The organism is Dyadobacter sp. CY326 (assembly GCF_021390515.1).
GTDB lineage: Bacteria > Bacteroidota > Bacteroidia > Cytophagales > Spirosomataceae > Dyadobacter.
In genome coordinates this window covers 150,876-177,022 of sequence record NZ_JAJUXI010000013.1, presented here as the reverse complement: position 1 = coordinate 177,022, position 26,147 = coordinate 150,876, and the positions used below count along the sequence as shown (strand labels likewise).

22 protein-coding genes and 1 tRNA gene are annotated in these 26,147 nt (G+C 45.0%); 17 read left to right on the top strand and 6 right to left on the bottom strand.

What is annotated here, in order from left to right:
• Positions 1-215 precede the first annotated feature (215 nt).
• The 7 genes from LZG73_RS23865 (at position 216) to LZG73_RS23835 (ending at position 11,029) form a co-directional block, all read left to right on the top strand.
• Entirely contained in the window at positions 216-3,104 is a 2,889-nt protein-coding gene (locus tag LZG73_RS23865) for a gliding motility-associated C-terminal domain-containing protein (protein ID WP_233855168.1), read from the top strand.
• Between the two features lie 181 nt (positions 3,105-3,285).
• Entirely contained in the window at positions 3,286-6,165 is a 2,880-nt protein-coding gene (locus tag LZG73_RS23860; protein WP_233855166.1) for a gliding motility-associated C-terminal domain-containing protein, read from the top strand.
• Positions 6,166-6,255: 90 nt separating this feature from the next.
• Positions 6,256-7,134 carry an ACP S-malonyltransferase gene (gene fabD / locus LZG73_RS23855; protein WP_233855164.1) on the top strand — a complete coding sequence of 293 codons (879 nt, stop codon included), beginning with the start codon at positions 6,256-6,258 and terminating at the stop codon, positions 7,132-7,134.
• 65 nt (positions 7,135-7,199) lie between these two features.
• Positions 7,200-7,270, top strand: a tRNA-Gln gene (locus LZG73_RS23850).
• A gap of 91 nt (positions 7,271-7,361) precedes the next feature.
• A complete protein-coding gene (locus tag LZG73_RS23845) occupies positions 7,362-8,552 on the top strand; it encodes an SGNH/GDSL hydrolase family protein (RefSeq protein ID WP_233855162.1) in 1,191 nt (396 codons plus the stop codon).
• Positions 8,553-8,792: 240 nt separating this feature from the next.
• Positions 8,793-9,398 carry a TetR/AcrR family transcriptional regulator gene (locus LZG73_RS23840; protein ID WP_233855160.1) on the top strand — a complete coding sequence of 202 codons (606 nt, stop codon included), beginning with the start codon at positions 8,793-8,795 and terminating at the stop codon, positions 9,396-9,398.
• Positions 9,399-9,526: 128 nt separating this feature from the next.
• Positions 9,527-11,029: a lipopolysaccharide biosynthesis protein gene (locus tag LZG73_RS23835; protein ID WP_233855158.1), complete on the top strand. Its 1,503-nt coding sequence runs from the start codon at positions 9,527-9,529 to the stop codon at positions 11,027-11,029.
• A gap of 6 nt (positions 11,030-11,035) precedes the next feature.
• On the opposite strand, the gene LZG73_RS23830 is transcribed toward LZG73_RS23835, so the two are convergent.
• Both LZG73_RS23830 and LZG73_RS23825 read right to left on the bottom strand, forming a co-directional pair.
• Positions 11,036-11,782 (bottom strand): ABC transporter ATP-binding protein, encoded by a 747-nt coding sequence (locus tag LZG73_RS23830; protein WP_233855156.1) that lies wholly within the window; start codon positions 11,780-11,782, stop codon positions 11,036-11,038.
• Positions 11,783-11,820: 38 nt separating this feature from the next.
• A complete protein-coding gene (locus tag LZG73_RS23825) occupies positions 11,821-12,549 on the bottom strand; it encodes an ABC transporter permease (protein ID WP_233855154.1) in 729 nt (242 codons plus the stop codon).
• Positions 12,550-12,611: 62 nt separating this feature from the next.
• On the opposite strand from LZG73_RS23825, the gene LZG73_RS23820 reads away from it, so the two are divergent.
• The 3 genes from LZG73_RS23820 (at position 12,612) to LZG73_RS23810 (ending at position 15,055) form a co-directional block, all read left to right on the top strand.
• The gene (locus LZG73_RS23820) at positions 12,612-13,322 is read left to right on the top strand and encodes an SDR family oxidoreductase (RefSeq protein ID WP_233855152.1); all 711 of its coding nucleotides are present in this window, start codon (positions 12,612-12,614) and stop codon (positions 13,320-13,322) included.
• 73 nt (positions 13,323-13,395) lie between these two features.
• Entirely contained in the window at positions 13,396-14,304 is a 909-nt protein-coding gene (locus LZG73_RS23815; RefSeq protein WP_233855150.1) for an ROK family protein, read from the top strand.
• Between the two features lie 40 nt (positions 14,305-14,344).
• A complete protein-coding gene (locus tag LZG73_RS23810) occupies positions 14,345-15,055 on the top strand; it encodes a glycosyltransferase family 2 protein (protein WP_233855148.1) in 711 nt (236 codons plus the stop codon).
• Between the two features lie 6 nt (positions 15,056-15,061).
• Here the strand turns inward: LZG73_RS23810 and LZG73_RS23805 are convergent, their stop codons facing one another.
• From LZG73_RS23805 to murB, 3 genes are read right to left on the bottom strand one after another with little or no spacing between them, the layout of a single operon-like run.
• Complete coding sequence (locus LZG73_RS23805; RefSeq protein ID WP_233855146.1) at positions 15,062-17,104, bottom strand: sialate O-acetylesterase; 2,043 nt, start codon at positions 17,102-17,104, stop codon at positions 15,062-15,064.
• A 2-nt stretch (positions 17,105-17,106) separates the two neighbouring features.
• Complete coding sequence (locus tag LZG73_RS23800; protein WP_233855144.1) at positions 17,107-18,339, bottom strand: hypothetical protein; 1,233 nt, start codon at positions 18,337-18,339, stop codon at positions 17,107-17,109.
• A gap of 10 nt (positions 18,340-18,349) precedes the next feature.
• On the bottom strand, positions 18,350-19,366 hold the full coding sequence (gene murB, locus LZG73_RS23795; protein WP_233855142.1) for a UDP-N-acetylmuramate dehydrogenase: 1,017 nt from the start codon (positions 19,364-19,366) through the stop codon (positions 18,350-18,352).
• A 112-nt stretch (positions 19,367-19,478) separates the two neighbouring features.
• Between murB and LZG73_RS23790 the strand changes: the two genes are divergently transcribed.
• Entirely contained in the window at positions 19,479-20,048 is a 570-nt protein-coding gene (locus LZG73_RS23790) for an SPOR domain-containing protein (protein WP_233855140.1), read from the top strand.
• Positions 20,049-20,119: 71 nt separating this feature from the next.
• The gene (gene gmd / locus LZG73_RS23785) at positions 20,120-21,232 is read left to right on the top strand and encodes a GDP-mannose 4,6-dehydratase (protein WP_233855138.1); all 1,113 of its coding nucleotides are present in this window, start codon (positions 20,120-20,122) and stop codon (positions 21,230-21,232) included.
• 71 nt (positions 21,233-21,303) lie between these two features.
• Here gmd and LZG73_RS23780 read toward each other — a convergent pair whose 3' ends face one another.
• On the bottom strand, positions 21,304-21,774 hold the full coding sequence (locus tag LZG73_RS23780; RefSeq protein ID WP_233855136.1) for a thioredoxin fold domain-containing protein: 471 nt from the start codon (positions 21,772-21,774) through the stop codon (positions 21,304-21,306).
• A 171-nt stretch (positions 21,775-21,945) separates the two neighbouring features.
• On the opposite strand from LZG73_RS23780, the gene yihA reads away from it, so the two are divergent.
• From yihA to LZG73_RS23755, 5 genes are all read left to right on the top strand, one after another.
• Positions 21,946-22,554 (top strand): ribosome biogenesis GTP-binding protein YihA/YsxC, encoded by a 609-nt coding sequence (gene yihA, locus LZG73_RS23775; protein ID WP_233855134.1) that lies wholly within the window; start codon positions 21,946-21,948, stop codon positions 22,552-22,554.
• A gap of 107 nt (positions 22,555-22,661) precedes the next feature.
• Positions 22,662-23,192 carry a DUF5606 domain-containing protein gene (locus LZG73_RS23770; RefSeq protein ID WP_233855132.1) on the top strand — a complete coding sequence of 177 codons (531 nt, stop codon included), beginning with the start codon at positions 22,662-22,664 and terminating at the stop codon, positions 23,190-23,192.
• Between the two features lie 79 nt (positions 23,193-23,271).
• The gene (gene deoC / locus LZG73_RS23765; protein WP_233855130.1) at positions 23,272-23,931 is read left to right on the top strand and encodes a deoxyribose-phosphate aldolase; all 660 of its coding nucleotides are present in this window, start codon (positions 23,272-23,274) and stop codon (positions 23,929-23,931) included.
• On the top strand, positions 23,928-25,049 hold the full coding sequence (locus LZG73_RS23760; protein ID WP_233855128.1) for a glycosyltransferase: 1,122 nt from the start codon (positions 23,928-23,930) through the stop codon (positions 25,047-25,049). The genes deoC and LZG73_RS23760 overlap by 4 nt, the downstream gene beginning before the upstream one ends.
• Positions 25,050-25,193: 144 nt before the next feature.
• Positions 25,194-26,138 carry a 3-oxoacyl-ACP synthase III family protein gene (locus tag LZG73_RS23755; RefSeq protein WP_233855126.1) on the top strand — a complete coding sequence of 315 codons (945 nt, stop codon included), beginning with the start codon at positions 25,194-25,196 and terminating at the stop codon, positions 26,136-26,138.
• Positions 26,139-26,147 lie beyond the last annotated feature (9 nt).

The window sequence follows — 26,147 nt, the reverse complement described above, 5'->3', positions numbered from 1 at the left end:
GTGCAAGGCAAAGAAACGCTTCCATTTTTGTAGTGGCGTCTTTTATTTATAATCATTATGAAGAAATGGTTAGTGTTAACTACATCAGACCTATAACAAGCCGATATGCCTAAAAATATTTAGCCCCAAACCGGCGGTTCTATGTCAAAAACATACACACTTTTAACAAAATTTTTCGTTGAAGTTTTACATCGGCGATCAATTAATTTATTCGTATGCGTCCTTCTTTACGACTTCCTCTAATATTCTCATTACTTTTTGTTCTGTTTTCCGCGTTTGAGGCCCATGCGACGCACTTTCGGGCAGGGGAAATTACTGCGAGAAGAATCTCTTCCCTGACCTACGAAGTTCGTTTATCGGCCTATTTTGATGTTGGTCCAAACGGCATTGAAGCCGCAAAGGCAGCCAGTTCCATCAATTTCTACTTTGGAAGCGAAGGTCCGAGGAATGTCAAAAGAATAGAATCCACTGTTCGCGACATTGGTAACAACACCACATTCAATGAATATGTGACAACATTTACCTTTCCAGCCGCAGGCACTTATGAAATATCTGTGGAAATGGAGAACCGGAATGCAAACACGCTTAACCTGAATGACGGACTTCAAACAGATCGCATCAACTTTTTCGTCCACACGATATTAGAAATAAATACAGCCATTGGGCCCAATCAAACGCCCGTGCTTTTAAATGCCCCAATCGATCTCGCGGCTGTGGGCCAGCGCTACATTCACAATCCCAATGCATTTGATGCGGATGGAGACAGCTTGTCCTTCAAACTTTTTACCCCGCAAAGCAGTGACGGCAAAGGCAATGGGATCAATATTCCTTACAAAGATCCGAACCTGATCGGTGGACCGGGAAATACAGAAGCGGGCGCCTCGCCCGCGACGTTTCGGATGGATGCCGTAACCGGCGACCTTATCTGGGATGCACCTGCCCGGAAGGGACAGTATAATGTTGCATTCGTCGTCGAAGAATGGCGTGATGGCGTGCTTATAGGCCAAATTGTGCGGGATATGCAAATCTTGGTGGAAGATGCCCGCAATGACAGACCAACGATTGAGCCGCTGCCTCAGATCTGCGTCGAAGCCGGAACGCGCATCAACCAACAGATCAAAGCGGTGGACAAAGATGGCAATCCACTCATATTGACCAGCACGGGCGGTGTTTACCAGGGCTCGCTAATCAAACCCGCATTGGCCGTTTTTACGGTTCCTTCTCAAAGTCAGCAAGGCCAGGCAACCGGACAATTTGTATGGCAAACGGGCTGTGAGCACATTCGTTTGGAGCCCTATGATGTGCTTTTCAAGGTTGAGGACGCGCCTTCGCCGGGCACGAATCCCAATTTATTTAGAAAACTGGTCGATATGACCACATTGAGCATTAAAGTGTATGGACCCAAACCGCTTGGCTTGCGTGCAGTGGAAGCAACTGATCCTGCGGGCGTAGCCTACCGGCTCAACTGGACTGCTTACAAGTGTCAGGTTGGTGGTGCCCAGATTGTCGTTTACCGCAGAGAAGGTTGTGCCAACATTCCTGAGGATGTTTGTTTGACAGGCATTCCAGCGGGTTCTGGTTATGAAGAGATTGGAAGGGTTGCTGTGAATCAAACCACATTTCTGGACAACAATGCTGGCGATGGACTGCGTGCCGGCATCTCTTACAGTTATAGGATCGTTGTTGAATTCCCTCGTCCAGGCACCAATGTCAATGAGCCCGGAAGTTTGATCGGTGGGAGCGAAAGCATTGCGTCGGATGAGTTTTGCTTGAACCTGCCTACGCTTGCGCCTGTCATTACCAATGTTACCGTTGATTCTACAAGCGAAACAAGAGGCGTTATCACCGTTAAATGGACCAGACCTGCTGCTTCATCGGGCTTGCCTGCTCAATATCGGCTTTTCAGGGCTGTGGGGCAGAATGGAACAGCTTTCACGCAGATTGCGACCATTAACACAAACCTTGTCCCAGGCGCTGCGGACACAATATTTGTGGATCGCGGTCTGAACACATTGGCCAATCCTTACAACTACAAGCTAGAATATTACGCGACGCAGGGCGGAACATTGGTGAAAATGGATGACATTAAAACGGCCAGCTCAGTCAGATTGGAACAAGGCGCTGCTGAACCAAACCGTATTCGCTTGAACTGGTCGGCACTCGTGCCCTGGGACAATGGTAACCGCACGCACCGGGTTTACCGCGAAGATAAAACACGGCCAGGCACATTCAACCGCATTGCAGAGGTGGCCGTTCAGGGACCGCAGACATTCAACTTTGTTGATGATGGATCTGATAAATATGCTGCCGATGGAACGGTCAACACAACCATTGTCAGCGACTCGACTTATTGTTACAAAGTAGAAACCCTAGGCTCTTACAACAACAGCCAGATCAAGCCATCGATCCTTTATAACTTCTCGCAGATCCTGTGCGTTTCCTCCTCGGATACAACCAAGCCTTGCCCGCCTGTTCTGGCCATTGATTTGCTGAATTGCGATTCCTTGCAAGCGCACCCGGAAGCATTCTGCGGACCCACAGGCTTGACCAATCATCTTTCATGGACTTATCCGCAGTCCGTTGGCGGCAAAGATTGTGACCCGAATGTGTCGGCTTACCGGATTTATTATGCGCGTTATGAAGGCGAAACACCTGTTTTGATCGCAACCGTGACAACGCCGCCATCGCCGCTGGCAACCACATTTGACCACGAAGGCCTTACTTCTTTTGCAGGCTGTTATTATGTGACGGCCGTGAACCGTTTTGGTGCAGAAAGTGCGCCTAGCAACTTAGTTTGTAAAGACAACTGCCCGATGTATGTTTTGCCCAATGTTTTTACACCCAACGGCGATGCAAAAAACGATGTTTTTGAGCCATTTGAATGCCCGGCATTTGTTCAGTCACTTGAATTCAAAGCATTCAACAGGTGGGGCGCGCAGGTGTTTAAAACCAACGACGTCAACATCAACTGGAACGGCAAGACAAACGGTGGAAAAGACTTGGCGGCAGGGCAGTATTATTACGAAGTAACCATCTATTTCGAGTCCTCAAAAAGAGAAAGCACGCCCACAACGCTCAAAGGCTGGGTGCAGATCATCAGATAAGAAAAAGCAATCTGGCAATACATTCATTAATTATAAACTTGTTTTGTAAGTTTACAAGAACACCTATTATATTCATTAATAGGGCACACATTTTTGTGCAGTTTTTCGTTGATTTATGTAGTTTGACAGATTCTTCTTTCTGCCCGAACCTCTATCTAAAAAGCTCGACTTTTATATATTTATGCGATCTGCTTTACGACTTTTATTGTTTTCACTTTTCCTGACTTTGCTCGGCTCTGAGGCGATGGCCACGCACATTCGCGCGGGTGAGATTACAGCCAAGCGTGTTTCTGCAACTTCTCTGACTTACGAAATCAAGCTTACCGCCTACTTTGATATGCAAAACGGCGAGGGTGCTGCGAATGCGCAGAACTTTGTGCAGTTTTTTGTCGGGAACAATGGCCCTATCGAAGCGCCCAGAATTTTGCCGATCATTAACATCGGCAACAACACGACTCAGAACATTTACATTGTCCGTTACACATTCCCTTCGGCAGGTAAATTCAGGATCTCGTTTGAGGAAGACAACCGGAATAACGGCATTTTGAACATTGGCCCTCCCCCAACGCAAAACCTAAACTTTTACGTAAGCACCACGCTGGAAATCAATGCCAATTTCGGCTTGAACCAAACTCCTGTCCTCTTGAATGCCCCCATTGATCTGGCGGCCGTTGGTCAGCGTTACATTCACAATCCCAATGCATTTGACGCGGACGGCGACAGCCTTGCTTATCGCTTGTATACGCCGCAAAGAGGAACTTCAAATGGCGGAGGAGTTAATTTACAATATGTTAACCCAAACCAAATTGGCGCACCGGGACGCACGGAAACGGGCGGATCTCCTGCGACATTCGGCATGAACAGGCTCACGGGCGATTTGACCTGGGATGCGCCGGTGACAAAAGGCTATTATAATGTTGCGTTTGTGGTGGAAGAATGGCGTGATGGCGTGCTTATCGGTGAAATTGTGCGTGATATGCAGATCATTGTCGAGGATGCACGCAATGACAGGCCGCTCGCTCAACCGATCCCGGACATATGCGTGGAGGCGGGAACGCTCATTAACCAGGCGGTGACGGCAACGGACAAAAACGGTGATAAACTTACACTCACCTCAACCGGAGGCGTTTACGAAAGCACTTTGATTTCCCCCGCACTGGCCAGGTTCACCGTTCCGCAACAGCCTGGAAATGGGACCATAACCGGTCAATTTACATGGCAGACTTCTTGTAATCACATTCGTTTGGAGCCTTATGATGTGCTTTTCAAGGTTGAAGACGCAGCTGGCCCCAACACGAATCCGAATTTATTTAGGAAACTGGTCGATATGACCACATTGAGCATTAAAGTGTATGGCCCCAAGCCGCTTGGCTTGCGTGCAGTGGAAGCAACTGATCCTGCGGGCGTAGCTTACCGGCTCAACTGGACTGCTTACAAATGTCAGGTTGGTGGTGCCCAGATTGTCGTTTACCGCAGAGAAGGTTGTGCCGACATTCCTGAGGATGTTTGTTTGACAGGCATTCCAGCGGGTTCTGGTTATGAAGAGATCGGAAGGGTTGCTGTGAACCAAACCACATTTCTGGACAACAATGCTGGCGATGGACTGCGTGCCGGCATTTCTTACAGTTACAGGATCGTTGTTGAATTCCCTCGTCCGGGCACCAATGTCAATGAGCCCGGAAGTCTGATCGGTGGGGGTGAAAGCATTGCGTCGGATGAATTTTGCTTGAATTTGCCTACGCTTGCGCCTGTCATTACCAATGTTACCGTTGATTCTACAAGCGAAACAAGAGGCGTTATCACCGTTAAATGGACCAGACCTGCTGCTTCATCGGGCCTTCCTGCCCAATATCGTCTTTTCAGGGCTGTGGGGCAGAATGGAACGGCTTTCACGCAGATTGCGACCATTAACACAAACCTTGTCCCAGGCGCTGCGGACACAATATTTGTCGATCGCGGTCTGAACACATTGGCCAATCCATATAATTACAAGCTTGAATATTACGCGACGCAGGGCGGAACATTGGTCAAAATGGATGACATTAAAACAGCCAGCTCCGTAAGATTGGAACAAGGCGCAGCTGAACCAAACCGCATTCGCTTGAACTGGTCGGCACTCGTGCCCTGGGACAATGGTAACCGCACGCACCGGGTTTACCGCGAAGATAAAACACGGCCAGGCACATTCAACCGCATTGCGGAGGTGGCCGTTCAGGGACCGCAGACATTCAACTTTGTTGATGATGGATCTGATAAATACGCTGCCGATGGAACAGTCAACACCACCATTGTCAGTGACTCGACTTATTGTTACAAAGTAGAAACCGTAGGATCATACAACAACAGCCAGATCAAGCCATCAATCCTTTATAACTTCTCACAGATCCTGTGCGTTTCCTCCTCGGATACAACCAAGCCTTGTCCGCCTGTTCTGGCCATTGATTTGCTGAATTGTGATTCTTTGCAAGCGCACCCGGAAGCATTCTGCGGACCCACAGGTTTGACCAATCATCTTTCATGGACTTATCCGCAATCCGTTGGCGGCAAAGATTGTGACCCGAATGTGTCGGCTTATCGGATTTATTATGCACGTTATGAAGGCGAAACGCCTGTTTTGATCGCAACCGTGACCACGCCGCCATCGCCGCTGGCAACCACATTTGACCACGAAGGCCTTACTTCTTTTGCAGGCTGTTATTATGTGACAGCCGTAAACCGTTTTGGTGCAGAAAGTGCGCCTAGCAACCTTGTTTGCAAAGACAACTGCCCGATGTATGTTTTGCCCAATGTATTTACACCCAACGGCGATGCCAAAAACGATGTTTTTGAGCCATTTGAATGCCCCGCATTTGTTCAGTCACTTGAATTCAAGGCATTCAACAGGTGGGGCGCGCAGGTGTTTAAAACCAACGACGTTAACATCAACTGGAACGGCAAGACAAACGGCGGAAAAGACCTGGCAGCAGGGCAGTATTATTATGAAGTAACCATCTATTTCGAATCCTCAAAAAGAGAAAGCACGCCCACAACGCTCAAAGGCTGGGTGCAGATCATCAGATAACGACGCCTTTTTTCTTTGGCATTGAAGTATTTCCTTTGTAGCCCGATCAAATTGATCGGGCTTTTTTATTCACCAACCGAAACGATCATTATGAAAAGTGCATACATTTTTCCCGGGCAAGGCTCTCAATTTAAGGGAATGGGGCTCGATTTATATCAATCGTCAGATTCAGCGAAGGCAATGTTTGACCAGGCAAACAACATTCTTGGTTTTGAAATAACAAAAATCATGTTCGAAGGCTCGGACGATGAGTTGAAACAAACGAAAGTTACCCAGCCTGCAATTTTCCTTCATTCTGTTATTCTCGCTACAATCAGCCCCAGTTTTGATCCGAATATGGTTGCTGGTCACTCGCTTGGCGAATTCTCCGCATTGGTTGCCGCAGGGGCATTGTCTTTTGAAGATGGATTGAAACTGGTTGCCAATCGTGCGGATGCCATGCAGAAAGCCTGTGAAATTCGCCCTTCGACCATGGCTGCGATCCTCGGACTTGCTGACAATGTGATTGAGGAAATTTGCGCGGGCATTACGGACGAAATTGTGGTTCCTGCCAATTACAATTGTCCGGGCCAGGTGGTGATTTCAGGCACATTTGAAGGCGTTGAAAAAGCCTGTGAATTGTTAAAGGCCGCTGGTGCAAAAAGAGCATTGATCCTTCCGGTTGGCGGTGCGTTTCACTCGCCGTTGATGGAGCCTGCGCGCGAAGAACTTGCTTCCGCTATCCATGCAGCCGAGTTTGAAGCGCCCATTTGTGCGGTTTATCAAAATGTAAATGCAAAACCTGCAACCGAAATTAAGGTGATCAAAGAAAACCTGATTTCCCAGCTAACCGCACCCGTAAGATGGACGCAATCCATTGAGCAGATGGTTGCTGACGGTGCAGAAAGCTTTATTGAATGCGGCCCGGGCAAGGTGTTACAAGGGCTGGTGAAGAAGATTGCAGCCAATGTTGAAATAAAAAGTATCTAATTTTTTACGCAAAAATTTGACATCCTGAATTAGCCGCATTACTTTTGCACCACTGTTTACGGTTTTGGCCGATGGTGTAATGGTAACACAGGACATTTTGGTTGTCTTATTCAGGGTTCGAGTCCTTGTCGGCCAACAGTAATTCAAAGCTAACCGCTGTAATTTCACTATTACAGCGGTTTTTTTTGTGATATTGCTGGAATATCAACCCCTTGTTACTAAAATTCATGTCTCCAGCTTTATTAAAAACCAACTCCCGAATTGTAATCTTCGGAGATTCGCTTATTGCCCAGACAACCGGAAGTGCAACCAATTACACAGCCTTTCAATCCACAGCATTCATCACTTATGCGCTGCTCAGGATCAATAACTCCCTGTTTTTACCTGTTAATGGCAACAAAGGGATTTCGGGAAACACAACTACGCAAATGCTGGCCAGACTGGGCGCGGCCGTAGCCTTGAACCCTTCGCTCGTAATCATGGATGGCGGCACAAACGACGCCGCTGGTGGCGCAAGCGCCGCAACCATCATCAGCAACCTCACTTACATACATAACGCATTCAAAGCAGTAGGCGCCTATGTGGTCATCATCACGATCCCGCCAAGGTTTGCACCGGCTGCATTGAGCCCGGCTGCGGAAGTTGTGAGAAATACGGTGAATACATTTATCAAAACATTGACATCCGAGACGACGAGGGCTGTTAATCTGGATCTGGTTGTGAACAATGCTGCCTTTTATGCAGATGGTCTGCACTTCAATCCTACCGGCGCATTCGCAGCTTCTACGCCAGTTACGGAGGCACTTCTCGACTTTGTTCAGCCGACCAACCTCGCAGACAGCTTTTTTAGCGACAATTCGTTTACAGCCAACCCGATCATGGCTGGGACCACCGGAACAAAAAATACAGCAACAGGGACAATAGCAACCAGCTGGCTGCTCGATTCGAGCAGCGCGGGCGGTGCGGTCGTTTCCGGGAGTAAAACAATGGACAATGGGCTTAATCAGCAATTAATATCCATTTCGGGCAGTTACACAGGCAACACGAGGTCGGTAGTTTTGTCTCAGGAATTCAATACGAGCAGCCTTGTGGCGGGTGATGTTGTCGAGGCCTTTGCTGATATAGAGATCGTGACAGCAGATGCAAACATCTTGGATTTTAATGTAGGCTTGCTGGTTTGGACGTCAGGTTATGCAAATCTGGCCAATGCCGAAAGCATTCTGGCGCTAGACCAGGTTCCGTCACCACTGCCCGCCGGAGGCAGATACACATTCAGAACTCCGCCGATCACCATTGCAGCAGGAATGCCTGCAATTGTGAGGCAGGCTGTCAAAGTGGACCTTGTTGACAGGGCTGGCGCGACGCAGGTTGCGGCTAGTTTTAAGGTTCATCGCATTGGTGTACGGAAAGCATTATAGAACATTAGTAAATAGGAAGAGTTTGTCGCGGAATGAGCTCTTTTTTCTCACTTTCTTTTTAAGAATCGATACAAATTAGTCGACGAATTGGCCGATTTTATCTCTGAATTGGTCATTTTTATCGATAAACACCCTTCAATGCAACAAATTTTCAAAAAGGGTGACATACAGGGTTTTGATCGTAAAATATTTCCATTTGAAATATTAAATTTACTATGATTTAACCTAAATGGCACCCATATGAAAGTTGACAAAGTAAAAAAGCGCGACCGAGAGCGGACAAAAAGTAAAATTCTTAAAGCAGTTGGTGAAGTAATCGAACAGCATGGAACAGAAAAAGTGGGTGTCAACTTAATTGCGCGAACGGCTGGCGTTAATAAGGTTTTGATATACCGCTATTTCGAAAGTGTTGACGGGTTAATGGAACAATATGTAAAATCGGGTGAATACACGTCGACGACGGGCAGCGACTACATTGATAACATTCCCGAACTTGCACCGGAACAAAGGAGTAAGGCCCTAACCAGCCTTATGCACACTTTTATGAACGATTTGCGCGAACGTAAGGCGACGCGCGATTTGCTACGCTGGGAGATCGGAACGGGAAAGTCAATGCTTTCAGATGCGCGGAATCAGGTCGCGACGCGCATATTGGACAAAATTGGCGAACTTCCCAATTACAGCGACACGAGCGCGCTGGTTTCATTTCTTTCCGCAGGCATTTATTTTATGACCATCTCCACCGATTATCGCGAAAAAATGATTGATGTTGACCTGCATTCCGACGAGGGATGGAGACGCATTGAACGCGTAATCGAACGCATCATTACCGACATTCGGAACTAACCCACTGAAAAAGTATTTGAGTAATTAGCTCATCCAAGGAGTGTATAATGTGTCATTTGATATATTATACACTCCTTGTTCTATATTTGCGGTTCCTGCAAATACTTGCAGCAGGTGAGCCAATATCAATGAGCGTTCTAAAAAAGCTAGCCAGTGAAACCGCAATTTATGGCATCAGCACGATGCTGGGGCGGTTCTTAAATTATCTGCTGGTTGCATTACACACCAAACTTTTTGAACCCGAACAAATTGCAGCCCAGGGGCAATTATATGCTTATGCCGGGCTCGCTATGGTGCTTTACACATTCGGAATGGAAACGGCTTTTTTCCGGTTTGCCAGACAAGAGACCGACCGAAAAGCATATTACAACCTGATTCTGAGCGCAGTAATTATCATCAGCGTATTTTTCTCAGGCTTGCTTTTCATTTTTGCCGGCCCCGCTGCCGAATTCATCAAATATCCCGAGAGCGTTTCGCTCGTGAGAATGTTTGCCGTTATCATGGCCATTGACGGTATTGTTGCCATTCCGTTTGCACGGTTGCGGTTAGAAGGGAATGGCAAGAAGTTTGTCATTTTGCGGGTCGCAAATATTGGGATTAACATCTTCCTGAACATCTTTTTCCTCATCGTCTGCCGGGATATTTATGCAGGAAAATATTTACAATTCCTTCAACCGGCCATTAACGTAATTTACGATCCGCAGCGCGCACCGGATTACATTGTAATGGCAAACCTCGTTGCCAATCTACTGTTTTTCTGGATGTTAAGGAAGGAGTTTACGGATTTCGAATTTGTTTTGGATAAGACATTGTTTCGGCCGGTGTGGGTTTACGCCTATCCGATCATGATCATGAATGCGGGAGGCGTGCTTAACATGCTGTTTGACAGGGCCTTCATTCAGTTTCTTTTACCCGAAAACTTCTATCCCGGGCGCACAACCAAGCAGGCAATCGGGATTTATGTGCAATGTTATAAGTTGTCGATTTTCATGAATCTGGCGATTCAGTCGTTTAAATATGCGGCGGAGCCATTTTTCTTTTCGAGAGGGGAAGAAAAGAATGCGCCGCCTGTTTTTGCCAAAGTCACAAAATATTTTATCATCATTTGCGTGGTCATGTGGGTTGGAATCTGCTTGAATCTAGACTTGCTGGCGGAAATGTTTTTGAAGCAGAAAATTTATCATGAAGGCCTTCCCGTGGTGCCCTGGCTTTTGGCTGGCTATATGTTTCTGGGGGTTTATTACAACCTCGCAACTTGGTTTAAGCTCACGGATAAGACGGCTTATGGAACCTGGCTAACGTTGCTGGGTGCAGCAATTACGATCAGCATTAGCTTTTTGCTGGTGCCAGCGATCGGATATCTGGGTTTCGCAATCGCATTTGCAGCGTCCTCGTTCATCATGGTGGCGCTGTGTTATTATTTCGGACAAAAATATTATCCGGTTCCTTATGATGTGGTTTCGGCAATTGGCTACATTGGCATTGGCGGGCTGTTGATCACTGCCTCGTCATTTCTCAAAATTCCAAACCTTTACATTGCCGTCCCGGTGCACATGCTTGCACTTGCCGTGTTTGCGTTTTGCACATTTTTGATTGAGCGAAAAAACCTCCCTTTTTTCAATAAAAAATAGGCAGACTTAGCGCTCCATTTCGCGCAGCAACTTGTTGGAGAAGAGAAATTCTTTGAGCTCGGGAACATCGGTTTTGATAATGTCGGAATTGACTCCCTCCCACAGTTTGCTTCCCTGATAAAGGAACATAATATTCTGGCCGATCTCCATTACAGAGTTCATGTCGTGCGTAATGATGATCGTCGTAATCTGATATTCCTCAGTGATTTCTTTGATCAACTCATCAATTTTTACAGAAGTCAAGGGGTCCAATCCCGAATTTGGCTCATCGCAAAACAGATACATTGGGTTCATGACAATGGCCCTGGCAATCCCCACGCGCTTTTTCATCCCACCGCTAATTTCGGATGGCATCCGCTTGGCAGCAGCTTCCAATCCTACGCGCTGCAAACAAAAAGCCACACGTTCCTGCTTTTCCTGAATGGTTTGATCGGTGAGCATATCCAAAGGAAAGCGTACATTCTCTTCAACGGTTTTGGAATCAAAAAGTGCTCCTCCCTGGAAAAGAACGCCCATTTCACGCCTGATGGATTGCTGGGTTTCTTTGTCACAATTGTAAAAGTCACGCCCATTATAAAGCACATTGCCCTGATCCGGCCTAACCAATCCAATCATGCATTTCAGCAAAACACTTTTGCCGGTTCCGCTTCCGCCAATGATGAGGTTGGTTTCGCCCTTCGTAAATGACGCAGTAATGCCTTTTAAAACCTCCTTACCATTAAATGCTTTGGCTATATTATTGACTTCAATCATTGGCTGATTTCGTTATGCTTCATGGCGATTAAAAGGCTTTATAATAAAAGCTGTGCAAGAAGATAATCTGCGATCAAAATAGAGATGCAGCTGTTTGTAACCGCTTCCGTGCTTGACCTTCCCACTTCCAACGCGCCGCCTTCTGTAAAAAATCCCTTGAAGGAAGATATTGTTGCGATCAAAAACCCAAAAACAAACGGTTTTACGCACATGAAGAAAATGTTATAAGGCACGAATGAATCTCTGATCCCGTATAAATAGTCCCGTTCGGTGATGACGCCTGTTAATGTTCCGGCCAGATAACCTCCTAAGATCCCGAGAAATGCAGAGAAAATAACCAGCATTGGAAAGGTTAGCATGGCCGCAACGACCTTAGGCAAAACCAGATAGGAAGATGAATTGATGCCCATCACTTCCAATGCGTCTATTTGCTCCGTTATGCGCATGGTTCCCAGTTCGCTGGCAATGTTGGAACCCACTTTTCCGGCCAAAACGATGCAGGTGATCGTCGGAGCAAGTTCCAGGATTTCCATATCCCGCACGATCAGCGCGACGGTTGAGATAGGAATGATCGGACTGACAAGATTATAGGCCGTTTGAATGCAGGAAACAGCTCCGATGAATGTAGAAACGATGGCGACAAGAAATATTGAACTCACGCCAATTCCCACACATTCCTCCATCAGCCGGCGCCAGTACACGGACATTTTTTCACCCTTTCCGAATAATGTTCTTAAAAAAATGAAGTATTTCCCGATTACAGACATAATATCTTAATTGTATTCAATATTTTCGGGAAAATTAGGCAAAAAAAGAAGCAATCAGAAAAATGAATCCATTAGCGGTTGTCACCGGCGGAACGAAAGGGATTGGAAAAGCATGCATCGAACGGTTTCTGGCTGAGGGATTTGACGTCATCACTTGTGCGAGAAATCGCAATGATCTTGAAGCGCTTGAAAATGAAGTGAGTAACCGGTTTGCCCAGGCAACATTGCATTATCAGACCGCAGACCTTTCCGAAAAAGAAGAGCTTGCCGCGTTTATTGATTTTATCAATTCAAAAAATCAATTTGCAGCAGTCCTAATCAACAACACTGGCGTATTTATTCCAGGTCAGATTCACAATGAAACGGAAGGGACTTTGGAAAAAACCATAGAAACCAATCTTTACAGCGCTTATCACTTGACCCGCGCCATATTGCCGGGCATGATAGAACAAAAGAAAGGCCATGTTTTCACAATGTGCTCCACAGCCAGCATTATGGCCTATCCCAACGGAGGTTCTTATTGCATTTCCAAGTTTGCGCTTTACGGCATGACCAAAGTTTTACGCGAAGAAATGAAGCCGCACAATGTAAAAGTAACGGCTGTGCTTCCGGGAGCGACATTTACCGAGAGCTGGAAAGGGACTGATTTGCCTGAGGACCGGTTTATGGACGCCAAAGACATTGCGGATACAATATGGGCAGCTTACACACTTTCACCGCGCGCCGTCATGGAGGAAATCCTGATCCGGCCGCAGTTAGGAGATTTAGATTGATAGTGAAGAATAGCGCATTTTTACTAAATTGCCGCATTTTTAAATTTATTTATTAAACCCATATTTCATTTCAATGGAACAATACCTCGGTATAGACGTGGGCGGTACCAACGTAAAAATGGGGATCGTTGACGCTACGGATGGAAGAATTTCAAATTTTTACAGTCACGATACGGCCAGCTGGCGCACTTCCGGACATTTTATAGACCGTTTAGGCGATGCGATTGCGCTGCAACTGGTTGAATATCCCGAGGTTAAAAAAGTCGGAATTGGCGTTCCGGGACTGACTACCCGCGACAGAACGACTTTAATTGAGATCACCGCAATTCCTGAAATAGACGGGATCGCTATTGTTCCTGATTTGAAAGCAAGATTCCCTGAACACGATTTTTATCTTGAAAATGATGCCAATGCAGCTGCATTGGGTGAATATTACTTTGGTGAAGACAAGCTTCCTGAGGATTATATTTTCGTTACGCTAGGCACAGGAATAGGCGGCGCAGCGATCATTGACAAGAAAGTTTTTAAAGGCGGTGGCGGAAATGCAATGGAGCCGGGCCATGTGCCTTCTAAAAACGGTAAGGTTTTAGAAAGAAACATTGGTAAAAAAGAGCTTCTGGACCTTGCGAATAGCATGAGAGCAGCCTATACAGGCCAAACGCAACTTCCATCCGACGGAACAATATCCACAACCGGACTTGTAGCAGCGGCATCAAAGGGCGATGAGCTGGCCATGCAGGTTTTCCACGAAATGGGTTACTTGTTAGGTGAAGGGCTCGTTTCCATGATCCGTATTTTGGATATCACTACAATTTTGATCGGAGGAGGCATTTCTGCTTCATTTGAATACATTTTACCCGCCATTAACGAGCGGTTCCAATACTGGCTGACACCATATTATTTGAAAACAATCACCATTAAAAGAGCCACTCTTGCGAATGACGCAGGTTTGCTTGGCGCAGCTTCTTTGTGTTTTGATTGATCAGAATCCAATATAAACAGTCACAATCTTATCCTCTTTAATGAAATTATCCGTTATTGTCCCTGCGTACAACGAAGAAAAAACGATCTGGAAAGTTCTGGATAAGCTTAAATCGGTCGAATTGATTGGTAATTTCCAAAAAGAGATTGTGATAGTCAATGATTGCTCAGCAGACAACACAGACGCTGTTGCAAAGCGATTTATCGAGGAAAACCCGACGATGGAAATCAGTTATTTTCGCCATGAATACAATCAGGGCAAAGGCGCTGCGCTGCATACGGGAATCCGGCGAGCAACCGGAGACTACATTATTGTTCAGGATGCTGATCTTGAATATGATCCTCAGGAATTCAATATTTTGTTAAAACCGGTCATTGACGGTTATGCGGATGTGGTTTACGGTTCCAGATTTATGGGCGGAAGACCACATCGCATTCTTTTTTTCTGGCACACGATCGGAAACAAATTCCTTACTTTCCTCAGCAACATGTTTACAAATCTGAACCTGACAGACATGGAAACATGCTACAAACTGTTCAGAGCGGATATTCTGAAAGATATGAAGCTGGTCGAAAAGCGATTTGGCTTCGAACCCGAGGTTACCGCAAAAATTTCCAAGATTTCGAAAATAAGGATCTACGAAGTAGGCGTTTCCTATTATGGTCGCACGTATGACGAAGGCAAGAAAATCAACTGGAAAGACGGTTTTCGTGCACTTTATTGCATTGTTCGTTACGGATTGGGCAGTTAAGCTGCCTTATCGTTTCATGAATTTTTGCGTGCCTGTTTGACCGTTTTTCTGCTCAATGTTCAGCAAATATAAACCCGAAGGCCATTTGGAAATGTCGAGCTCCCAGTCTTTAACCGCGTTAACAGGCGTTTGGAAAAATAAGCGGCCAGCGCTGTTAAAGATTGTAAGTTTGCCTGACGTAAAATCCTTGAACCCAACTTTCAAAACATTCTCCACAGGATTCGAATAAATTTCCCACAACAACTCCCTGCCGTGATGCTCAACGCCTAAAATTGGCGTAAGATCAACGCGGGCCGTTGTATAACGTGACTCTGAAACATCGCTAAATGCCTGAATGCGGTAGGTGTAAGTCGCGTTCAATTCAAAATCCAAATCTTCGTAAGCGAGCGTTTTGGAATCCAATTTTTTCAATAACTCATACGGAGCCTTGTCAGCGGTTTTTCTTTCCAGCACATACTCTGTTACACCTTCAACGGCTTTCCACGATAAAATCACGGAATTGAAAGTTCTGCCAGCAGTAAGTTCAACGTCTGGAATCATTTCGCCGATGGCCACATTGTCGAACGAGAATGCGGCAAGGCTCCTTTTATTTCGCAGGAAAGGACCTTTCAAAATGCCAATGTTAAATGACGCGGGAATGGTTAGCGGAAGATTTTGCGGATAATATGTTGGCAGATAACTCAGTTTAGTTGCATTGGCTGGTTCTTTTAATGTTAATGTCACCTTGTTTCCCTCAGCTTTACCAGCGGAAAAGGCAGCCTTTGTTTCGTCCCCATTCAGATAAAACAAGTTTTTCAAACTTAGCACAAGCGGCTTCCCATCCTGCCCGGTTACGGTTGAATCAGCTGGCCAAGTCAATGATTGGCCTTCGTCGAAGATCAGCGTGATCTCTTTTTTGTCAGGAGAACTGTAAAACGCGCGTTTGATGTCCGGGCTCCGAACATTGTCGTTGTCTTTTGACTTGTAAATGGTCGGAGCGAAAAACCGGTAAATTCTTCTGCCAAACTCTTCATAACCAAAGCGTTCGTAATGCAGTCCGTCGTATCCGGGCGTCCCGATGGCGGAGAAATGGTCCGTTTTAGGATAAATGTATTTTGTTCTTCGCAGGAAATCCCTGATTTTGCCTCCCACACGATTTTGCTCGTCGCCACGAAGAATGATCAGGTTCGTTTGAATAATCAAAAACTGCTCGACTTCGGGATAATCCTGCTTCCAGAAATTATACAAGGTTTCAAACTTGGACTCGTAATTGCTAATGTTTTCGAGCAAATCCTGTTCGCCATGCATCCAGATAAAAGCTCTTATGCGCGATGGTTTTGCAACTCTCACCCTTTTTAGCAAAGAGCCATACAAAGTGAAGCTCGTCGGATCGCCCGCGTCCCTGACCAAAAACTGATCCATTTTGGTGCCCGGCAATGATCCGTTGATGACACAAGTTGGAATGCTGTCGTTTTCAAGAATGGATTTTTGTAGTTCCAATTCCCATGCGCCTACATATGTCCACGACCACGCCGCTGGCGTCCACAGCGTATCGCCCGGAAGCAGCGACGGGTCGCCATCCGGTGTGCGCGCAATCGTGCGGCAATATTTGTTTGACCAGGGACCAAAAATCGTTGCAGCAGCATTGGATTGCCCGCTTACAACATAAAAATCTCCCGCGACAACCTCGCTACGCTTGACAATCAGAGCGGAGTCTTTCTCATGACAAGCATACACTTCAAAAGAATAATCCGCCATTTCTGCTTTGATTTCAGACTTCATGCTGAATGCCGCAGAAGTTTTACCACCATAGGATAAGGCTGATTTTTGATAGCTGGTCCGCACATTGTTGCGATATGTAACCAATGACATGTGATCCCAACCCGCCAATTCAATCACCCCGGAAACAGGAATTTCGGCCTTGCTGCTGTCGTCGCGTGCATAAACCTGCATATCCTTGGGTAACTTGTCAAAGACAACGGAGAAAAAACGCTGAGCAGACGCGAAACCTGCCGAGCAGCAAAAAACAAATAGAAGAAGTAATAATTTTCGGTGTGTAGTGTTGTCCATAGTTAATAATTTACATTTAATACATTCGGCTTATTTTCCGACTCGGACGGGGAAAGTCCCCAATGTTCGTCATACATTGCCAAAAACCACAAAGCCATAATCATCGGCAGCGAATATTTATCCCACGACAATTGCGCTTTGCCCAGCAGCAGAATGTTCAACAAGAACATCCAAGTTGAAAGCGTGAAATTGGGAGACACAAACCTCACCAGCGTGACCAGCATGAGAATGCCAAAAACGATTTGTTTCAAAATGCCTGTTACGCCAATCGTCATCAGCAATTGATCGAAATAACCGAGATAAGGCCAGGTGAAATATGGATTGTAAGCCTGTTTGGCAGGAAAAAATACAATGATGCCCGCAATAATGACGAGAAAAGCAATGAAAAGTTTTGGATTTCTTTTTGGATAATCTAAAAAATGGCTGAATCTGCTCGTAATCAGCATTTCGGGAAGAATATAATAAACCGCGACAACGACAGAAGCATACATCAGATAACCAAAATTGTATTGAACCAGCTTATCCGAATCGTAATGCTGCTCGGCCATAACGGGCGCAGGCGCGGGGCCATGCCACAAAATTACCCACGGAACAATGGAAAGGACGGCCAGGAAATAGTAAATCCAGGTTTTATCCGCAAAAATGCTTTTTAAAATAACGCCCGGATTTTTGCTCCATTTCAAATGCTTGAAAATTTCAAAAGCCGCAATGGCTGCTGGAAATGCCAGCATATATTGTCTGCAAGCAACCGCCGCAACCAACGACAGCAAACTGATCCAATGTGCATTCCGCAGATAAGCAACGATTCCGGCCAGTACAAAAAGCATTGCAAAAATGTCCGTATAGTAATAGACGCTGCACAGATAATAATTCGGGAAGAGCAGCAGGCCGCCAAGGCAAAGATAGAATCGCTTTGTTTTTTCAGGACTAAACCAAACGAAGAGCATTAACAGGCAGAAACTGGTGAAAAAGGTTAAAAGACGCAAATGTTGAATGTCTTCACCAAAAACCCGCAGCACCCAACCGCCCAGAATAAACGGGATAGGCGTGTTTAACTCGTTGTAACTCGTGAGCAGATTTATTGACGGGATCGGTTCGCTGCTGAAAAGTACGGCGGTTGGCAAATAATGGAATTCATCCTGATATAAACCCATTGTAAAACGGTCCTTCACCAGAAATATGACAATAAATAAAAGAGCGAGGAAAAGCGATGTGTATAATTTTCTGCCTGGCATAAATGGTTTTTTATATAAAATTAACTTCTGCGCTGAGGCGAACCCCAAATTTGGTTTCCACTGAATCCTGCACCTTTTCAGACAACGCCTTAATGTCGGTGCCCTCTCCCCCGCCATAATTGACTAGCACCAACGCCTGCTTTTCATGAACGCCAATGGTGCCTTCGCGGTAACCTTTCCAGCCAGCTTGTTCGATAAGCCAGCCAGCAGGCACTTTCACCATTGTGTCGCTCACGCGATAACCTGGGATTGTGGGGAAGCTGGTTTTCAATGCTTCATATTGTCCGGACGAAATTTCCGGATTTTTGAAAAAACTCCCTGCATTCCCGATCTGCGCGGGATCGGGAAGCTTGCTCCTTCTAATCTGAATCACAGCATCGCTGACGTCTTTAATGGTTGGGTTAGTAACATTCATTTCTGCCAATGTCTTTTGCACATCGCCGTAACCAATGTTCAAAACCGGTTTTTTACTCAAAACAAAAGTTACTCCCGTGACAATGTATTGGCCTTTCAATGCTTTTTTGAAAACACTTTCGCGATATCCAAATTCGCAATCTTCCTTTGAAAAAACGGTCGTTTTTCCGTCTGCAATAGCCACTGCTTCAACAGATTGCACCACATCTTTGATTTCAACACCGTAAGCGCCGATGTTTTGCATAGGGGCCGCTCCTACTGTGCCGGGAATGAGCGACAGATTTTCAACGCCGCCATAACCTTTCGCTACGCAATGCATGACGAATGCGTGCCAATTTTCCCCCGCTCCTGCCTTTAATATAATCTCATTTTCATCTTCTTTGATTATATTAATGCCTGTAATGGCTGGATGAATAACGAGCGCGTCAATGTCTCTGGTAAAAAGCACATTACTGCCGCCTCCCAAAACGAATTTCGGCATTTGTTTCCATTCCGGATCACGCAGGATTTCTGTTAATTCAGCAACGGATGCGACTTCGACAAAAAATGAAGCGATCGATTCAAGCCCGAATGTATTAAGGTGGCGAAGGGAATAATTGGATTGGATTTGCATTGTGCCGATAAATAAATCCGGGTAAAGTTAGCTATAACATTCAAAATAGCGCGTTATGGTGATTCATCCATTTTTGATTAAGTTTGCAGGCTCAGGTAAATAGATTAAGGTTATGATGCTGAAAAAGAATTTTTTATGGGCTTTGCATCTCTTCATAATCATCCTAGCAGGTTGCAGCAAAAAATCAGTTGTCAGCTCTTCAAGCGCTGAATATAAAGAAGATCTGTCGCTCGTTCGCCCCCGTTTTGAATATGTTGAACCAGCGACTGAAAAAAGGGCAGAGCCGATTGGCACCCCAAAAACCACACCGGCTCCCAGAACAAATGTGGACAAGCCATTATATGTAAATAAAAGGCTCGAAACTGTTCTTGACACACTTGCAAAGCATAATAAGTCAATTCGTTATATCAATGGTTTTCGGATTCAAATGTATGTGGGCAATGTAAGGCAGGAGGCGGATGCAGCAAAAAGTTACATTTACCAGTCTTTTCCGGACCTTAACCCATACGTTTCCTACACACAACCGACTTACCGCGTCAAAGTGGGTGATTTTATGTATCGCAGCGACGCCGAACAATATCTTGAATTGATCCGCGAGCAATATTCATCAGCAGTAATCCTTGCCGACCGCGTTGATATAAAAAGAAGTCTGATGGTTAACCCTACGGCTGAAAGCAACTGATATTGCGCCTTTTATTTGTGTTCACTTTTTAAATCGGATATCATTTATCCACATATACATACTAATAGCTAATGAAAATAGCCTTAATTACCGGCATAACCGGGCAGGATGGAGCTTATTTGGCCGAACTTCTTTTAAGCAAAGGATATGAGGTGCACGGCATCAAGCGCCGCAGCTCATTGTTCAATACGCAACGCATTGACCACATTTATGAAGATCCGCACGAGAAAAATATTCGGTTCAAGCTTCATTATGGCGATCTGAGCGACTCAACGAACATCATTCGCATTATTCAGGAAGTTCAGCCTGACGAAATATACAACCTTGGTGCCATGTCGCACGTTCAGGTGAGCTTTGAAGAGCCTGAATACACGGCCAATGTGGATGGAATTGGCACATTGCGCATCCTGGAAGCAGTTCGTCTTTTGGGTTTGACCAAAAAAACCAAAATCTATCAGGCCTCTACATCAGAACTTTACGGTCTGGTTCAGCAGGTTCCGCAATCAGAAACAACGCCATTTTATCCGCGTTCACCTTATGCCGTTGCCAAGCTTTACGGTTATTGGATCACGGTTAATTACCGCGAAGCATACGATATGTTTGCGGTCAATGGAATTCTTTTCAACCACGAATCACCATTAAGAGGTGAAACTTTCGTGACCCGTAAAATCACCCGCGCCGTTGCTAGGATCGCATTGGGATTGCAGGACAAAGTTTATCTGGGAAACCTGGACGCGCAACGTGACTGGGGCCATGCAAAAGACTTTGTGGAAGCAATGTGGCTGATTTTGCAGCAGGAAGTTGCGGAAGATTTTGTTATCGCAACCGGCATCACAACGCGTATCCGCGATTTCGTAAGAATGGCTTTTGCGGAAGTTGGCATTGAAGTTGAATTCACCGGCGAAGGCGCTGAGGAAAATGCAAAAGTTGTGAAATGCAACGATCCTGACTTCCAGGTGGAAATAGGCAAAGAAGTGGTTGCCGTTGATCCAAGATATTTCCGCCCGACAGAAGTTGAGCTGCTGATTGGCGACCCAACAAAATCAATGACAAAATTGGGTTGGAAACCTAAGTATGACTTGAAAGCATTGGTTAATGATATGGTGGCAGCCGATGTGTTGTTGTTTAAGAAAGACAGACTTTTGGAAAGCAGCGGACACCGCGTTCCGAATTACTACGAATAAGAATTGCTTAATAACGAAAAATGCCCCGAAGGAAATCCTCCGGGGCATTTTTCGTTGATATGTCTTTCCGATCAGATCGCTCTTGGCGCTTTTTTCTGAACCGATTTTGCAAGATCAAGCAGTTTTTCTGGTGTTTGGTAACCGATCACCTGCTTTACAACTTTGCCTTTTCCATCGATAAAAAACAATGTTGGATAAGCTTTTAATTTATATTTTCCGGCAAGTTTCAATCCTTCGCCGGTTTCCATGTCATATTTTACATTAATAAAGTCTTTGTTGAAAACAGCCGCGACATCATCACGCGTAAAGACATTTTTCTGCATCAATTTACAAGGTCCGCACCATGTGGTGTAAGCATCGAAAAATATGATCTTGTTTTCAGCTTTCGCCTTTTTTAGGATTTCAGCCCACTTCGCTTCGGTAAATTGAATTCCCTTTTCCTCTGTTCTTGTGTCTTTTTTATCCCCCTTCTCTGCAAACGCAACTGCGAATGTCAAAGCCAGGATTGTAATAAGCAAAGATAATTTTTTAAGCCTTTTCATCTTTTTTGATTTAGTTAAGATTTCAACATTCCAAACGAAAATACCCCTTTGTTTTATTTTATCCAATTGCCTCGGGTCGACTCAACCACCTGATATGCTTGCACAAACAGGCTTTTAAGGTTAGATAAAAAAGAAGGAGTAGCTTTGTAGTCATATTAACATCAAAAAAGCATGAAAGTTCAGGAAGCCAAATATGTAATGAGCAATTCGGATTATCAGAAATGTCCTGATCCAATTTTGCCGGAATATGCTTTCATTGGGCGCTCCAACGTGGGAAAATCTTCCCTGATTAATATGCTTACGGATAAAAAATCGCTTGCAAAAACTTCCCAGCAACCTGGTAAAACACAGCTTATTAACCATTATTTCATTAATGAATCCTGGTATTTGGTCGATTTGCCGGGTTATGGTTATGCCAAAGTGAGCAAAGGCGAGCGTGAGAAATGGGAAAAAATGATCGGCGATTATCTGCATAACCGCGAAAACCTGATCTGCACATTCGTTTTGATCGATGTGCGGCATAGCGCATTGGCCGTCGACCTGGAATTTATGGCTGGTTTGGGCGAAGCAGGAATTCCGTTTCAGATTATTTTTACCAAAGCTGATAAACTCAAACCCAATCAGGTGGCGAACCAGGTGGAGGCTTACAAGCAAAAACTGAGCGAATCGTGGGAAGAAGTGCCTGTAATGTATGTGACGTCTGCCGAAAAAAATGAGGGCCGCGACCCCATTCTGCAAGCAATAGAAACTTACAATCAGACGTTTGAAAGGACAAAGTAAGCCGGAGGTTGTTTCCCGCTCAATCTTTCCGTTATTTTGCGCAAAATTTAGTTGGTGATCGCATTCAACATAATCATTATTAAGATATAACTAATTAGTAAGAAAGGATGAGTGAAAAAGTAGAGTCAACAGGAATGGATTTGTTGAAAGAAATAGCAAATGTTTCAGGAAAAGGCGGCTTATTCCGCATTCTTAAGCCTAGTCGTGCCGGTGTCATTGTAGAAAGTTTGGATGAAAAGCGCGAAAAAACATTGATCGGACCGACTGCACGCGTATCCGTTCTAAAAGACGTTTCTATTTTTACGGACGGAGAAGAAGAATCCGCTCCATTGGCAGACGTTTTCTTGAAAATCCGTGAAGAGCATGGCGAAGAAGTGACTTTGCAGCCTAAAACAGCGTCTGACAAAGAGCTGATTGAATTTTTGAACAAAATTCTTCCTGATTTCGACAGATCAAAAGTTTACGTTTCCGACATCAAGAAGATCATTACCTGGTATAACTTGTTGTCAAAATACACGCCTGAACTGTTTGAGGCGTCGGCAGCAGAAGAAACCGCCGAAGCAGAAGCTGAATCGGAAACTGTTACTGAAACGGTGACAGCCGAAGCGCCTGCAACAGAGCCAGAGAGCGAAAAATAGTTAGACATTATAGATGATTGTATTAAACCCTGTCGCCCAGACGGGGTTTTTACTTTTTAAAATCAATCCTAATATTTGCATGGCAAACCTCTCCTCCCACATCGATTACACTTTGCTCACGGCAACTGCCAGTGAAACGGACATTCGGAAAATATGTGAAGAAGCCTGGATTCATCAATTCAAAGCGGTTTGCGTGGCGCCTTCTTACGTTCCGTATGTAGTTGAAATGATGGAATTTTGTCCGGTCAGGATTGAAATTGCCACAGTAATCGGCTTCCCATTTGGCTATTCAACCACAGCGACGAAAATTTTCGAAGCGAAAAGCGCATTGCATGATGGCGCCTCTGAATTGGAGGTTGTGATGAACATATCTCGTTTCAAATCAATGGCTTATCTCAGCGTTCGCGAAGAATTGAAGCAGCTTGCCAATCTGGCGCATGAAAACAATGCGATCCTGAAAGTGATCATCGAAACGGCTTTTCTGGACTCATTTGACCTTTATACGGCTTGTGAAATCTGCGCCGAATCCGGTGCAGACTATTTGACAACATCAACAGACATTGCTTCGCCAAATGCCGATCCGGAAGTGATTCGGAAAATAAGATCCATTTTGCCGGACACATTAAAGATCAAAGCTTCCGGCGGAATAAAGACGAGAGAACAAGCATTGGAAATGCTCGAAGCAGGCGCAGCGCGAATCGGCACTTCCGCAGCCGTTAACTTGGTCAGCGCGGGATGAGGCGACCCGTTTTGCTTGTCAGCACAGTTCATCCAGCCCATGATCCGCGGATTTTTTACAAAATCGCTCCCTCGCTTGCAAAAGAATTTGAGGTGTTTTGTGCTTTGCCAAATGCCTCGGCCAGGCACGACGATGATCAAGTCTGCATGATTGCGCTGCCTGCTTTCCAAAACCTCTTTCTTAGGTTACTATTTTCACATTCCGTTCTGCTCTGGAAATGCCTGCGCTTGCGACCGGACCTGATCCACATTTTTGTTCCCGAACTGATTCCCGCTGCCTTTTTATTCAAATGGCTGGGCGCATTGGTTATTTATGAAGTGCAGGAAAATCTTTATAAAAAGTTCAGCATCAAGACTTCCAACAATGCAAAGGCTTATCAGGCGCTATTCCGTTATTTCGACCATTGCGCCAGAAAACATTTCTATTGTATTTTCACAGAAGACGCCTATTTGGAAGAATATCGGCATTTAACTTTGCCAGCGGCCGTGGTGCATAATTTCGCATCTCTCTCCATGATAGACACTTATGCGGAAGACGGAAATTCCGACAATGCATTTCCTGAGCTTATTTACAGCGGCGTAATTTCATTGGAACGGAGTTTTGACACATTGGTTTCAGCTTTGGCAAAGTTGAAAAAGACTTACCCGGATTTTAGAATGCACTTGTTTGGTTTTGTGCGGATCAGTAGTGAGGAAATAGAAAATATTGCTGGCTATCAGAACATTGCTAAAAACCTTATATTTTACGGTTACACAGATCAAAAAACTGTCTTGAAATTTGCAAAGCAGTCCATTGCCGGCATTGCGCTTCTCAAACCCGTTGCCGATTATCCCGATTCATACACAACCAAACTTTTCGATTACATGGCATTGGGGTTGCCCGTCATCACGTCCGATTTTCCGTTGTATCAGCGTGTTGTAGAGCAGTCGGAATGTGGTTTTTGCATTTCGCCTTATGACGCAGATTTGTTGTTTGAGAAAATGAAATGGCTGATTGTAAACCCAGCGGAGCGGATTAGAATGGGCAAAAATGGGCGAAATGCAGTTGAAAAAAGCTACAACTGGGCACAAGAAGAAAGCATACTTTTGGCATTTTATAGAAACTTGCTTCATAATTGAAGATATTTCAGTAAAATTTGCTTTTTAGTATCATTTTATAAACTTACTATTGAATTGTTCAAATATTAAGTACTACGATTTCTACGAAATATTTAACTTTCGGAATTAAAAAGAATCGTAGCTTGCGAAGTCAACTTCTCAATCATGTATATTAATACAGTTAGTCATTATTTACCAAGCGAAGTTATTGGTAATGAATATTTTACAAACATTAACAATCTTTCCCACGAGTGGATTGTAGAACGCACAGGAATTTCAGAAAGACGTAAGGCTTCCCCGGAAGAAAATACTTCAACAATGGCAATGAAAGCAGTTGAGGCCTTACTTGAAAACATCCCATATAGCAAAAATGAAATTGACCTGATTATCGGTGCAACTTACACGCCCTATGATACAATCGTCACATTAGCGCATGCGGTCCAGCATCAATTGCAAATTCCCGACATTCCTGTTGTCAGCATTTCGTCAGCGTGTTCATCTTTGCTGAATGCCGTTGAAATCGTTGAAGGTTATTTCGCATTAGGCAAAGCATCGAAAGCAATTGTTGTGGTTTCGGATCACAACACGGCTTATTACAATGAAATGGACACGGTTTCAGGACATTTGTGGGGCGATGGCGCTTCGGCTTTATTGATTTCCAAAGAGCGTCAGACGGAGTCTGACATGGAAATTAAAAAAATAATTACGGGTGGGGCGGCAACGAGCGGAAAGGCGATTGAAGCCGTTGTTTTGAGGCCAAATGATCGCGGCGTAATTATGCCTTATGGCCGCGATGTTTTCCAGAATGCCTGCCAATATATGCCAAAGGTTAGCCAGCAAGTTTTGCAAGCATGCGGATTAACGATTGACGACCTTGATTATCTGATTCCGCATCAAGCCAATCACAGGATCAGTTTGAATGTGATCAACACATTGGGAATTTCGGTCGATAAGCTTATCTCGAACATTCAATATTTGGGAAACACAGGTTGCGCCGGTTGCGCCATCGCATTGTCTGAAAACAAGGACAAGTTTAAAAAAGACGATAACATTGTCATCACCGTTTTCGGCGGCGGCTATTCATACGGAGCAATGTTGATCACAATCTGATTTCAAAGC

Coding starts and splice junctions, on each gene's coding strand:
- LZG73_RS23865 (WP_233855168.1), top strand. CDS start 216: ATGCGTCCTTCTTTACGACTTCCTCTAATATTCTCATTACTTTTTGTT.
- LZG73_RS23860 (WP_233855166.1), top strand. CDS start 3,286: ATGCGATCTGCTTTACGACTTTTATTGTTTTCACTTTTCCTGACTTTG.
- fabD (WP_233855164.1), top strand. CDS start 6,256: ATGAAAAGTGCATACATTTTTCCCGGGCAAGGCTCTCAATTTAAGGGA.
- LZG73_RS23845 (WP_233855162.1), top strand. CDS start 7,362: ATGTCTCCAGCTTTATTAAAAACCAACTCCCGAATTGTAATCTTCGGA.
- LZG73_RS23840 (WP_233855160.1), top strand. CDS start 8,793: ATGAAAGTTGACAAAGTAAAAAAGCGCGACCGAGAGCGGACAAAAAGT.
- LZG73_RS23835 (WP_233855158.1), top strand. CDS start 9,527: ATGAGCGTTCTAAAAAAGCTAGCCAGTGAAACCGCAATTTATGGCATC.
- LZG73_RS23830 (WP_233855156.1), bottom strand. CDS start 11,782: ATGATTGAAGTCAATAATATAGCCAAAGCATTTAATGGTAAGGAGGTT.
- LZG73_RS23825 (WP_233855154.1), bottom strand. CDS start 12,549: ATGTCTGTAATCGGGAAATACTTCATTTTTTTAAGAACATTATTCGGA.
- LZG73_RS23820 (WP_233855152.1), top strand. CDS start 12,612: ATGAATCCATTAGCGGTTGTCACCGGCGGAACGAAAGGGATTGGAAAA.
- LZG73_RS23815 (WP_233855150.1), top strand. CDS start 13,396: ATGGAACAATACCTCGGTATAGACGTGGGCGGTACCAACGTAAAAATG.
- LZG73_RS23810 (WP_233855148.1), top strand. CDS start 14,345: ATGAAATTATCCGTTATTGTCCCTGCGTACAACGAAGAAAAAACGATC.
- LZG73_RS23805 (WP_233855146.1), bottom strand. CDS start 17,104: ATGGACAACACTACACACCGAAAATTATTACTTCTTCTATTTGTTTTT.
- LZG73_RS23800 (WP_233855144.1), bottom strand. CDS start 18,339: ATGCCAGGCAGAAAATTATACACATCGCTTTTCCTCGCTCTTTTATTT.
- murB (WP_233855142.1), bottom strand. CDS start 19,366: ATGCAAATCCAATCCAATTATTCCCTTCGCCACCTTAATACATTCGGG.
- LZG73_RS23790 (WP_233855140.1), top strand. CDS start 19,479: ATGATGCTGAAAAAGAATTTTTTATGGGCTTTGCATCTCTTCATAATC.
- gmd (WP_233855138.1), top strand. CDS start 20,120: ATGAAAATAGCCTTAATTACCGGCATAACCGGGCAGGATGGAGCTTAT.
- LZG73_RS23780 (WP_233855136.1), bottom strand. CDS start 21,774: ATGAAAAGGCTTAAAAAATTATCTTTGCTTATTACAATCCTGGCTTTG.
- yihA (WP_233855134.1), top strand. CDS start 21,946: ATGAAAGTTCAGGAAGCCAAATATGTAATGAGCAATTCGGATTATCAG.
- LZG73_RS23770 (WP_233855132.1), top strand. CDS start 22,662: ATGAGTGAAAAAGTAGAGTCAACAGGAATGGATTTGTTGAAAGAAATA.
- deoC (WP_233855130.1), top strand. CDS start 23,272: ATGGCAAACCTCTCCTCCCACATCGATTACACTTTGCTCACGGCAACT.
- LZG73_RS23760 (WP_233855128.1), top strand. CDS start 23,928: ATGAGGCGACCCGTTTTGCTTGTCAGCACAGTTCATCCAGCCCATGAT.
- LZG73_RS23755 (WP_233855126.1), top strand. CDS start 25,194: ATGTATATTAATACAGTTAGTCATTATTTACCAAGCGAAGTTATTGGT.